The sequence below is a fragment of the Burkholderia sp. NRF60-BP8 genome, from assembly GCF_001522585.2.
Classification (GTDB): domain Bacteria; phylum Pseudomonadota; class Gammaproteobacteria; order Burkholderiales; family Burkholderiaceae; genus Burkholderia.
Genome location: NZ_CP013373.1, coordinates 2,051,574 through 2,063,583, shown reverse-complemented (window position 1 = coordinate 2,063,583; position 12,010 = coordinate 2,051,574). Strand labels below are relative to the sequence as shown.

The 12,010-nt window shown below is 69.4% G+C and carries 9 protein-coding genes; 2 read left to right on the top strand and 7 right to left on the bottom strand.

The features are described 5' to 3' along the window. Positions 1–23: 23 nt before the first annotated feature. The 3 genes from pgi to WS54_RS22960 form a co-directional block, all read right to left on the bottom strand. Positions 24–1,646: a glucose-6-phosphate isomerase gene (gene pgi, locus WS54_RS22970; protein WP_059780936.1), complete on the bottom strand. Its 1,623-nt coding sequence runs from the start codon at positions 1,644–1,646 to the stop codon at positions 24–26. Positions 1,647–1,757: 111 nt separating this feature from the next. Further along, positions 1,758–3,302 (bottom strand): NAD(P)H-hydrate dehydratase, encoded by a 1,545-nt coding sequence (locus WS54_RS22965; RefSeq protein ID WP_059780938.1) that lies wholly within the window; start codon positions 3,300–3,302, stop codon positions 1,758–1,760. Between the two features lie 55 nt (positions 3,303–3,357). Continuing rightward, entirely contained in the window at positions 3,358–4,659 is a 1,302-nt protein-coding gene (locus WS54_RS22960; RefSeq protein ID WP_059780940.1) for an FAD-dependent oxidoreductase, read from the bottom strand. Between the two features lie 328 nt (positions 4,660–4,987). On the opposite strand from WS54_RS22960, the gene purL reads away from it, so the two are divergent. Continuing rightward, on the top strand, positions 4,988–9,052 hold the full coding sequence (gene purL / locus WS54_RS22955; protein WP_059780942.1) for a phosphoribosylformylglycinamidine synthase: 4,065 nt from the start codon (positions 4,988–4,990) through the stop codon (positions 9,050–9,052). 5 nt (positions 9,053–9,057) lie between these two features. Further along, complete coding sequence (locus WS54_RS22950) at positions 9,058–9,603, top strand: GNAT family N-acetyltransferase (protein WP_059780944.1); 546 nt, start codon at positions 9,058–9,060, stop codon at positions 9,601–9,603. A gap of 171 nt (positions 9,604–9,774) precedes the next feature. On the opposite strand, the gene WS54_RS22945 is transcribed toward WS54_RS22950, so the two are convergent. From WS54_RS22945 to msrB, 4 genes are all read right to left on the bottom strand, one after another. Further along, entirely contained in the window at positions 9,775–10,557 is a 783-nt protein-coding gene (locus tag WS54_RS22945) for a peptidylprolyl isomerase (RefSeq protein WP_034207536.1), read from the bottom strand. An 18-nt stretch (positions 10,558–10,575) separates the two neighbouring features. Continuing rightward, positions 10,576–10,884 carry a BolA family protein gene (locus WS54_RS22940; protein ID WP_034207535.1) on the bottom strand — a complete coding sequence of 103 codons (309 nt, stop codon included), beginning with the start codon at positions 10,882–10,884 and terminating at the stop codon, positions 10,576–10,578. A 1-nt stretch (position 10,885) separates the two neighbouring features. Continuing rightward, the gene (locus WS54_RS22935; RefSeq protein ID WP_006483893.1) at positions 10,886–11,416 is read right to left on the bottom strand and encodes a septation protein A; all 531 of its coding nucleotides are present in this window, start codon (positions 11,414–11,416) and stop codon (positions 10,886–10,888) included. A gap of 130 nt (positions 11,417–11,546) precedes the next feature. Next, positions 11,547–11,978: a peptide-methionine (R)-S-oxide reductase MsrB gene (msrB, locus tag WS54_RS22930; protein WP_034207534.1), complete on the bottom strand. Its 432-nt coding sequence runs from the start codon at positions 11,976–11,978 to the stop codon at positions 11,547–11,549. Positions 11,979–12,010 lie beyond the last annotated feature (32 nt).

Genomic DNA, 12,010 nt, shown 5'->3' with positions numbered 1-12,010 from the left:
CATGACGCGGTCGCGTCAGCGCTTCAACGCTTGAGCGCCGCGCGGGCGCGCTCGATCAACGCCGTGGTCGACGAGTCGTGCTTCGCTGGATCGACCGATTCGGCCGACAGGTCGGCTTCGACGACCTTGCCGAGAATCTTGCCGAGCTCGACGCCCCACTGGTCGAACGGATTGATGTCCCACACCGTCGCCTGCACCAGCACCTTGTGTTCGTAGAGCGCGATCAGCGCGCCGAGCGTGCGCGGCGTCAGCGCATCGACGAGCAGCGTCGTGGTCGGGCGGTTGCCGGGGAACGTCAGGTGCGGCGCGAGCGCTTCCTTGCCGGGCCCGGCGATCTTGCGCGCTTCTTCGAGCGTGCGACCGAGCATCAACGCCTCGCTCTGCGCGAAGCAGTTCGCGAGCAGCTTCGGATGGTGGCTCGCGAGCGGATGCTCGGGCGTCAGCACCGCGATGAAGTCGATCGGCACGATCGTCGGCCCCTGGTGCAGCATCTGGAAGAACGCATGCTGGCCGTTGGTGCCGGGCTCGCCCCACGTGACGGCCGACGTCGGGTAGTCGACGAAGGCGCCGTCCAGGCGCGCGGATTTGCCGTTGCTCTCCATTTCGAGCTGTTGCAGGTACGACGGCAGGTAGTGCAGCGCTTCCGAATACGGCGCGACGAGATAGCTCTGCGAGCCGAAGAAATTCCGGTACCAGATGCCGATCAAGCCGAGCAGCACCGGCAGGTTGCGCTCGAGCGGCGCTTCGCGGAAGTGACGATCCATGTCGTTCGCGCCGGCCAGCAACTCGTCGAACTGCTCGGGGCCCACCGCGATCATGATCGACAGGCCGACCGCCGACCACAGCGAATAGCGGCCGCCGACCCAATCCCACATTTCGAACACGTTGTCGGCGGCGATACCGAACTTCACGACTTCGGCCGGGTTCGCCGACACGCCGACGAAGTGCTTCGCGAGCGCCTCCTCGGGGCAGCCGCGCGCGACGAACCAGTCGCGCAGCGAGCGCGCGTTCGTCATCGTCTCGAGCGTCGTGAAGGTCTTCGACACGACGATCGCGAGCGTTTCCTCGGGATCGACCTGTTCGAGCACGCGTGCGAGATCGGCGCCATCGACGTTCGACACGAAGTGCGTCGAGATGTCGGGCGTCGCGACGTGGTGCAGTGCATGCACGACCATCTTCGGCCCGAGATCGGAGCCGCCGATGCCGATGTTGATCACGTGGCGGATGCGCTTGCCCGTATAGCCCGTCCACGTGCCGCCGCGCACGGCGCGCGCGAACGTCGCCATCTTCGCGCGCTCGGCGCTCACCTGCGCGTGGAACGGCGCCTGCGGGTCGGTCGCGCGCAGTGCGGTGTGCAGCGCGGCGCGGCCTTCGGTCGGGTTGACGATCTCGCCCGCGAACATCGCGTCGCGGCGCGCTTCGACGCCCGCGTCGCGCGCGAGCTGCACGAGCAGGCGCAGCGTTTCGTCGTCGATGCGGTTCTTCGAGAAATCGGCCGCGAGACCGCCGCCCGGAATCGTGAAGCGTTCGGCGCGGGTCGGCGCGCGGTCGTTTTCCGGCGCGAACCAGTCGCGCAGCCGCGCGTGGCGGATCCGTTCGAAGTGGGATTGAAGGGCAGTCCAGGCGGGGAGCGATTTCAGCGTCATGGCGGTTCGAGTGAAGCGTGAATCGGGAGGAATGCCGCGCCGGCTCATCGGGATCGGAAAGCCGGCGGACGAGAAGGCCCGCCGTGCGGCGGGGCAGTCAGTATAGCGGCGTTACGTGTCGGCGCGCGGCGACGGATAAAAAAGGCGATTGATCAGCGTGCGGACCATCGGCGCGAGCTCGCCCGCGGTCAGCCCGGCCGGGCCGGCGCCGTGCGCGGTCAGCGTATCGGCCGCGAGGCCGTGCAGATAGACGCCGGCCAGCGCGGCTTCGTACGGCGCGACCCGCTGCGCGAGCAGCGCGCCGATCAGGCCGCCGAGCACGTCGCCGGTGCCGCCGGTGGCGAGCGCCGCGTTGCCGGTCGGGTTGATCGTCACGCGCCCGTCGGGCGCCGCAATCACCGTGCCCGCGCCTTTCAGCACGACGATGCCCGCGTAACGGGCGGCGAGCGCCTGCGCGGCCGCGACGCGATCGCGCTGCACGGCTGCCGTGTCGCCGCCGAGCAGGCGTGCGGCTTCGAGCGGGTGCGGCGTCAGCACGCACGGCGTGCCGCGCACGCCGCGTGCGGCGACGGCGGTCGCGAGGTCCGCGTGCGTCGCGACGAGGTTCATCGCGTCGGCATCGAGCAGCGTCGCGACGTCTCGTGCGAGCACGTCGCGCACGAGCGTCGCCGCGGCCTCGCGCGTGCCGAGCCCGCAACCGGCCGCGATGGCGGTCATCGCGCCGAGGTCCAGGGTGTCGGCCGGATGCAGCATCAGTTCGGGAAACGGCGGATCGTACGGCGGCGCGCCCGCGCCCAGAAAGCCGACGTACACCTTGCCGGCGCCCGCGAACAGCGCGGCGCGGGCGGCGAGGATCGGGGCACCGCACGTGCCCGTGTCGCCGCCGAGCACCGCGAGGCTGCCGTACGTGCCCTTGTGGGACGAGAAGGCGCGCGCGGGCAGCGCCGCGGCGAACCGCGCGGGCGCGTTCAGCACGATGGCCGGCGCGGCGGGCGGCGCGACGTCGAGCGACGCGACGTGGATCTCGCCGGCGAGATCGCGGCCGTCGCCCATGTAGAGGCCGGGCTTCGCGCCGATGAAGGTGAGCGTGTGGGTGGCCGCGACGGCGACGCCCGCGCCGACGATCCGGCCCGTGTCGCCGTCGAGCCCGCTCGGCAGGTCGAGTGCGAGCACGCGGCGGCCGCCGCGCGCATGAGCGGCGATGCGTGCGGCCTGCTCGGCGAACACGCCGTCGAGCGCGCGGCCGAGGCCGATGCCGAACAGCCCGTCGACGACCCACGCGTAGCCTTCCAGCGACGCAGGCGGGGTGGTCGACAACGGCACGCCCGCCGCGCGCGCGAGGCCGAGCGCCCATTGCGCGTCGTCCGGCTTGACCGGCACCGGCATCCACGCATGCGTCGCGACACCGAGCTGCTGGAGCTGCGCGGCGGCCACCAGCGCGTCGCCGCCGTTGTTGCCGGGGCCGACCGCGAACCAGACGGGGCGATCGTCGCCGGCGACGCGCTCGGACAGCCAGCGCGCGGCGGCGGCGCCGGCGCGGCCCATCAACGTGTGCGGCGGCAGCGCGGCGGTCGCATCGGCTTCGGCCGCGCGCAGGTCGGCGACGCGCAGCAGCGCGATCGGATCGGAATCGGGAAGGGGGTGGGTAACGGTCATCGCGGGATCGTGGCGGCAGGCAAGGATGCCGCCACGGGTCGGCCCGCGGCGGCGGTCAGGTCGTGAAGCGGCCGGCGCTCAGCGCGGCGAGCGTGTCGGCGGACCAGTGCTGGACGTTGCCGCCCAGATAGTCGGTCACCACTTTAGCAGACCCGCACGCGAGGCCCCAGCCGGCCGGGCCATGGCCGAAATTGACGAACACGCGCGGATGCGGGGTCGGACCCACGACGGGCAGACCGTCCGGCGACAGCAATTGCATGCCTTGCCACGACAGCGCGGCCGAGATCTTCGCGGCGCCCGGCACCCAGTCGTGGACGGCCTGGCCGAGCAGCGCGAGCGCGGCTTCGGACAGCGGCTCGGCGAGCGGCTTCGCGGTCTCGGCCACGCTCTGCAGCACGGCGGCTCCACCGATGCGCAGCCGCTGGTGGGTGCGCGTGATCGAGATCCGCTTGATCGAATCGACGACGCTTAGGTGCGGTGCGTGTTCTTCGTACGCGACCGGCGCGGTGAGCGTATGGACGCGCACCGGGTGCAGCGGCAGGCGCCAGCCGAGCCGTTCGAGCAGCGCGAGGCTGCCGGCGCCGGCAGCGACCACGATCGCGTCGGCGGACATCACGTCGACCTCGCGCGCCTTCGCCGCGCTCCGGTTGCCCGGCGGCACGAGTTCGACCGCCGCGCGGCCGTTGTCGACGCGGATCGCGGCGACGTCCGCACCGAAGCGGAACTGCACGCCGTGCTCGTCGAGCGTCTGCTTGACCAGTTTCGCGAACAGCGGGCAGTTGCCGGTGCGCTCGGTTTCGAGCAGCACGCCGCCGGCGAAGCCGGGCTCGGCCGGCACCGACGGTTCGAGCGCCGCGCATTCGTCGGCGGTGAGCGTGCGGTACGGCTGGTCGAGCGTGCGCAGCAGGTCGAGCGCCGGTTGCAGCGCGTCCCAGTCGCGCGGATCGCGCACGACGTGCAGGATGCCGGGCTTCTGCTCGAATTCGAGCTCGAGGCGCGCCTCGATATCGGCGAGCGCGTCGCGCGACACGTCGATCAGCGGGCGCAGTCGTGCGTACTGCGCGGCGAACGCGTCGGACTCGCGCAGCGTGCCGAGCTGCTTGACGAAGTGGCGCACGCCGCCGTTGAAGCCCGGCTTGTAGACCACGCCGCTGTCGCGCGACTGGCGCTGGCGCATGAAAGTCGGGCCGAACCAGACGTCGAGCGGGCTCGGCAGCAGCGCGCCGCCGTCGCCGTAGGTCGCCCCTTGCGCGACGGTCGCGTGACGTTCGACCACGCACACGCGATGGCCGGCCGCGCGCAGCTGGTAGGCGGTGGCGACGCCGCTGATTCCGCCGCCGATGACGATGACATCCATTGGATTGCTTCGATGACGGGCGGCGCGCACGCCGCCCGGTGAGAATTCGCTGAGGGCCGGGCCCGGTGAACCCGGAATGATAGCGCCAAAAGCGCGCGAGCCGGCGCCGGCCGGAACATGGGCCGCGCGGCCGCGCCACGGCGGCCGGCGTGCAGGCACGCGCAGGCCGGTCCGGCGCGCGGCCGTGCGCGCCGCGCGCCCGGGCACCGGCGCGGTGCATGCGGACAACCGATCGGGGGGCTTGGGCGGCCGACTTCCGGGTATAATTACGGCCTTCCTTTCGCCCCACGTCGCCACCTCGCGCGACTCATCGACGTCAGTCCAGCCCATGGCTCACTTCTCGTGTTTTCCCGGCGCTTCGGCCCTCTCCGATTTCCGTCAAACCCGTCTGCTCGACACGCTCAGGCAAATCGACGCCAACATCGTCGCGGTGCGCGGCCAGTTCCTGCACTTCGTCAATGCGGCCGAGCCGCTGTCGACCGACGACAGCGCGCGCATCGATGCGCTGATGCACTACGGCGAGCCGTTCCGGCCGGCGGGCGAGAAGGGCGCGACCGAGACCTTCGTCGTGCTGCCGCGCTTCGGCACGGTCTCGCCGTGGGCGAGCAAGGCGACCGACATCGCGCAGCACTGCGGCCTCACGCACGTGCGCCGCATCGAGCGCGGCGTCGAATTCACGGTCACGCTGAAGTCGGGCCTCCTCGGCGGCAAGAAGGCGCTGTCGGACGACGCACGCGCGACCGTCGCGGCCGCGCTGCATGACCGGATGACCGAAAGCGTGGTCGCGGCGCGCGACGACGCGAAGCACCTGTTCGACGAGCTGCCGGCCAAGCCGCTCGCGAGCGTCGACGTGCTGGGCGCCGGCCGCGGCGCGCTGGAGCGCGCGAACGTCGAGCTGGGCCTCGCGCTCGCCGACGACGAGATCGACTACCTGGTCGACGCGTTCCGCAAGCTCGAACGCAACCCGACCGACGTCGAGCTGATGATGTTCGCGCAGGCGAACAGCGAACACTGCCGCCACAAGATCTTCAACGCGCAGTGGACGATCGACGGCGAAGCGCAGGACATGTCGCTGTTCGCGATGATCCGCAACACCGAGAAGCTGAGCCCGCAGGGCACGATCGTCGCGTATTCGGACAACTCGTCGATCATGGTCGGCGCCGAAGCCGAGCGCTGGTTCCCGCGCAAGGCGGGCGCGGCCGGCGAGCCGGGCGAGCGTTACGGCCGCCACACCGAGCTCACGCACACGCTGATGAAGGTCGAGACGCACAACCACCCGACGGCGATCTCGCCGTTCCCGGGCGCGGCGACCGGCGCGGGCGGCGAGATCCGCGACGAAGGCGCGACGGGCCGCGGCGCGCGTCCGAAGGCCGGCCTCACGGGCTTCACCGTGTCGAACCTCGACCTGCCCGACGCCCGCCAGTCGTGGGAAAACGCACGCGACGCGGCGCAGCCGGTGGCCGAGCGCAACCCGAACGAGCAGCACGGCCCGTACGGCCGTCCGGACCGCATCGCGTCGCCGCTGCAGATCATGATCGACGGCCCGCTCGGCGGCGCCGCGTTCAACAACGAATTCGGCCGCCCGAACCTCGGCGGCTACTTCCGCGTGTACGAGCAGAACGTCGGCGGCACGGTGCACGGCTATCACAAGCCGATCATGATCGCGGGCGGCCTCGGCAACATCGCGGATCAGCACACGCACAAGCACGACGTGCCGGCGGGCTCGCTGCTGATCCAGATCGGCGGCCCCGGCATGCGGATCGGCATGGGCGGCGGCGCGGCCAGCTCGATGGCGACCGGCGCGAACACGGCCGAGCTCGATTTCGACTCGGTGCAGCGCGGCAACCCGGAAATCGAGCGGCGCGCGCAGGAAGTGATCAACGGCTGCTGGCAGCTCGGCGCGGAAAACCCGATCCTGAGCATCCACGACGTCGGCGCGGGCGGCCTGTCGAACGCGTTCCCCGAGATCGTCGACGGCGCGGGCAAGGGCGCGCGCTTCGAACTGCGCAAGGTCGCGCTCGAGGAATCGGGCCTGTCGCCGCGCGAAATCTGGTCGAACGAGGCGCAGGAGCGTTACGTGCTGGCGATCGCGCCGGCCGACCTGCCGCGCTTCGAGGCGATCTGCGCGCGCGAGCGCTGCCCGTTCGCGGTGGTCGGCGTCGCGACCGACGAACGCCAGCTGAAGCTCGTCGACGACGAAGCGACGGGCGCCGACCAATACCCGGTCGACATGCCGATGGAAGTGCTGCTCGGCAAGCCGCCGCGCATGCACCGCGACGTCGCGCGCGTGCGCACCGAGCGTGCGCCGGTCGACGTGACGGGCGTCGCGCTGTCGGCAGTCGCGCTCGACGTGCTGAAGCATCCGACGGTCGGCAGCAAGTCGTTCCTGATCACGATCGGCGACCGTTCGGTCGGCGGTACGTCGGTGCGCGACCAGATGGTCGGCCCGTGGCAAGTGCCGGTGGCCGACTGCGCGATCACCGCGCTCGACTATGCGGGCTTCAAGGGCGAGGCGATGACGATGGCCGAGCGTACGCCGCTCGCGGTGATCGACGCGCCGGCATCGGGCCGCATGGCCGTCGGCGAAGCGATCACGAACATCGCGAGCGCGCCGATCGCGTCGCTCGACAAGCTGAAGCTGTCGGCGAACTGGATGGCCGCGTGCGGCACGGCCGGCGAGGACGCCGCGCTGTTCGACACGGTCAAGGCGATCGGCATGGAGCTGTGCCCGGCGCTCGGGATCGGCATCCCGGTCGGCAAGGATTCGCTGTCGATGAAGACGAAGTGGGACGAGCAGGGCGTCGCGAAGGAAGTGGTGTCGCCGGTGTCGCTGATCATCTCGGCGTTCGCGCCGGTCGAGGACGTGCGCCGTCATCTTACGCCGCAACTGCGCCGCGTGGCGGACGCGGGCGACAGCGTGCTGATCGCGATCGACCTCGGCCGCGGCAAGAACCGGATGGGCGGCAGCATCTTCGCGCAGGTCACGCAGCAGGTCGGCAATGCGACGCCGGACGTCGACGACGCGGAAGACCTGAAGCGCTTCTTCGACGCGATCCAGTCGCTCAATGCACAGGGCAAGCTGCTCGCGTACCACGACCGCTCGGACGGCGGCCTGTGGGCGACCGTGTGCGAAATGGCGTTCGCGGGCCATGCGGGCGTGTCGCTGAACGTCGACATGCTGACGCTCGACCCGGACCACGAATCCGACTACGGCGACGCGAAGGACTGGGCGAAACAGACGAGCGGCCGTCGCGACGACCGCACGCTGCGCGCGCTGTTCTCCGAAGAACTCGGTGCCGTCGTGCAGGTGCGCGCGTCCGATCGCGACGCGGTGCTCGGTGCGCTGCGCGAGTTCGGCCTGTCGACGTGTTCGCACGTGATCGGCTCGGTCAACGATCGCGACGTGATCGAGGTGTACCGCGATGCGAAGAAGATCTTCGACGCGCCGCGTACCGAACTCCATCGTGCATGGAGCGAAGTGAGCTGGCGCATCGCGCGCCTGCGCGACAACCCCGCCTGCGCGGACGCCGAATACGACGCGCTGCTCGACGCGGCCGATCCGGGCCTCTCGCCGGTGCTGACGTTCGATCCGGCCGACGACGTCGCCGCGCCGTTCATCGCGACGGGCGCACGGCCACGCGTCGCGATCCTGCGCGAACAGGGCGTGAACTCGCATCTGGAAACCGCGTATGCGTTCGATCGCGCGGGCTTCGACGCGCACGACGTGCACATGAGTGACCTGCTCGCGGGCCGCGCGACGCTGGCCGATTTCGCGGGCGCGGTCGCGTGCGGCGGCTTCTCGTACGGCGACGTGCTGGGCGCTGGCGAAGGCTGGGCGAAGACGATCCGTTTCAACGCGAACCTCGCCGACATGTTCTCGGCCTTCTTTGCGCGTCCCGACACGTTCGCACTCGGTATCTGCAACGGCTGCCAGATGCTGTCGAGCCTCGCGTCGATGATCCCCGGCGCCGAAGCGTGGCCGAAGTTCACGCGCAACAAGTCCGAGCAGTTCGAGGCGCGCTTCTCGTTCGTCGAGGTGGAGAAGTCGCCGTCGATCTTCTTCGCGGGGATGGAAGGCTCGCGCATTCCCGTGGCGGTCGCGCACGGCGAAGGCTATGCGGACTTCTCGCAGCAGGGCGACATCGATCGCGTGGCGGTCGCGATGCGTTACGTCGACCACCGCGGCGAAGCGACCGAGCGCTATCCGTTCAACCCGAACGGGTCGCCCGCCGGCATCACGTCGGTCACGACCGCCGACGGCCGCTTCTCGGTGCTGATGCCGCATATGGAACGCGTGCATCGCACGGTCACGATGAGCTGGCACCCGGAAGGCTGGGGTGAAGCGAGCCCGTGGATGCGTGTGTTCCGCAACGCGCGCCGCTGGATCGGCTGATCCGGATGATGTTCGACCCGAACGCGCCGGTCGAGGTCGTCACGCTGCGCGACGAACGTGCGGGCGAGGCCGACGCGATCGGCCGCGTGATCCGTGCGGCGTTCGCGGGCGAGCCGCAGGGTGGAGCGTTCGAGCAGCGCATCGTCGAGACGCTGCGCGCAGACGGTGCGCTGAGCGTCTCGCTCGTCGCGGAGCGCGACGGGCGTATCGTCGGGCACGTCGCGTTTTCGCCGGTCGCGATCGGCGGCGAGCCGGCCGGCAGCCAGCAGTGGTACGGACTCGCGCCGCTCGCGGTGCGGCCCGATTGCCAGCGCAAAAGCATCGGCGCGGGGCTCGTCCGCACGGGGCTCGACGCGTTGCGGCGGCTCGGCGCGCGCGGCTGCGTGGTGCTTGGCGAGCCGGCGTATTACGCACGCTTCGGGTTCGAACCGCACGGCGACATCGTCTTTCCGGGCGTGCCGCCCGAGTATTTCCTCGCGCTGCCGTTCGACGCATCGGCTCCGCTGCCGTCGGGCGAAGCGCGTTATCGCGACGTGTTTTATCCCGCGTAGCGAATGCTGCGGGCGGGGCGATGCCCGGCACGGGAAAGCCGCTCTTCGGAGCGGCTTTTTATTGCGCGTCGGCCAGGCGCCGCCGCGTCTCGACACCCATGTTCGTGCGCGCCCAAAGAAAAAGCCGCTCCGAAGAGCGGCTTCTCGATGCGTGTATGACGCGCGCCGGCGTTACTGGATCTTCGCCTGCTGGCGCAGACCTTCCTCGAACGCCTGCAGCTTCTGCTGCACGAGCTGCTGCGCGATCTGCGCCTTCACCTGATCGAACGGCGGCGGTGCGATGTCGCGGATGTCGTCGACGCGGATGATGTGCCAGCCGAACTGCGTCTTCACCGGCGTGTCGGTCATCTGGCCTTTCTGCAGCTTCTGTGCGGCCGCCGCGAATTCCGGCACGTACGCCTTCGGGTCGGACCAGTCGAGATCGCCGCCGTTCTTGCCCGAACCCGGATCCTTCGAGTATTGCTTCGCGAGATCCTCGAACTTCGCGCCGCCCTTGATCTTCGCGATCAGGTCCTTCGCCTGCTGCTCGTTGTCGACGAGGATGTGGTGCAGGTGGTACTCGCGGTTGCCGCCCACGCCCTTGACGAGCTGGTCGTAGCGCGCCTTCACTTCGGCGTCGGTCGGCTGGTTCTTCTTCAGGAAGCTCTCGATCATCGAGCGCAGCACGACCGTCTGCTGCGCGACGGCGACTTGCGCCTTCACGTCCGGCCGATTCGGGATGCCTTCGCGAATCGCTTCCTGCATCAGGATTTCGCGGTTCACGAGTTCCTGGCGCACGGCCTGCTGCAGTTGCGGGCCGTCGGTCTGGCCTTGCTGGACGAGCTGCGCGACCATCGCGTCGGCGCGCGACTTCGGAATCGGCGTGCCGTTCACGACGGCGATGTTCTGGGCAAATGCCGGTGCCGCTGCAAAAGCAGCCGCCGCGACCCACAGGCGGGGGGATTTCAGGATCATCGGGAATTCCTAATGAGACTAGATTGAAGATTCGTTGAATTCTTCGGGCGTGTAAGCCACGATCGCGAGCGCGTGAATGCCGCGCTGCATCGCATCAGCGAGCGCATCATACACCAGCCGGTGCCGTGCGACGCGCGGCTTGCCCGCGAACGCGGACGATACGATCGTGACCGTGAAATGACCGCCGGCGGCGGCGCCCGCGTGGCCTGCGTGCTGCGCACTGTCGTCGCGCACGGTCAGCGACAGCGGCGCGAGCGACGCGGTGAGGCGCGCTTCGATCAGCGCGATGCGTTCGTCGGGGGAAGCGTGCAGAAAGGCGTCGCTCATGTCATTCGTCCTTCAGGTACTTCGTGAGCCACAGGCTCTGCAGGATGATGAATACGACCATCGCGCCCGTCGTACCGAACAGCTTGAAATTCACCCATTGCGATTCGGTGAAGTTGTGCACCACGTACAAGTTCGCGACGCCGAGCACCGCGAAGAACAGCGCCCACGCGAGATTCAGCTTGTCCCACACGGGGGACGGCAGCGTGAGCTGCTTGCCCATCATCTTCTCGATCAGGTTCTTGCTGAACGCATAACGCGCGGCGAGCAACCCGATCGCAAACAGCCAGTACAGCACGGTCGGTTTCCATTGAATGAATTTCTCGTCATGCAGGACGAGCGTGGCGCCACCGAACACGACGATCACGCCGAGGCTGACCCACAGCATCGTGTCGACCTTCCGGTGCCGGAAGGCGACCCATGCGACCTGGGCCAGCGTCGCGACGATCGCGACGGCGGTGGCGGTAAAGATGCCCCAGACCTTGAAGGCGACAAAAAACAGGATGATCGGAAACAGATCGAACAGGAATTTCATGGCGCTCGCAGCTGCGTGACGGGCCGCCGGTGCGGCCTGTCATCGTTGTAGGGACCCGCCAGGCATCGCCGTCGCGGATCGGGGCGGTCCGGCCCGCGGCTGGCCGCCCGGCAGATCCGCCCGGCGCCGCTCATTCGTTTTCGGGTCGGGACTCGAAGTTTAACGCAGCCGAATTGATGCAGTACCGCAAACCGGTCTGGTCGCGTGGACCGTCCTCGAACACGTGGCCCAGATGCGCGCCGCAGTGGTTGCAGCGCACCTCGACGCGCACCATCCCGTGCGAGTAGTCGATCTTCTCGTCGATCACCTCGCTGTCGAGCGGCTTGAAGTAGCTGGGCCAGCCGCAGCCCGAGTGGAACTTGGCGCCGGATTCGAACAGCGGCGTGCTGCAGACGACGCACTTGTAGATGCCGGCGTCCTCGGTGTCGGTGTATTCGCCGGTGAACGCGCGCTCGGTCGCCGCGTGCTGCGTGACCTCGTACTGCATCGGCGTCAGGCGCCGGCGCAGTTCGGCGTCGTCCTTCTGGTACGGGTAGGTTTTGTCGTCGGAATCGTGTGACATGTGAGGGTTCTCCTGATCGGTCGGTCGGGTCG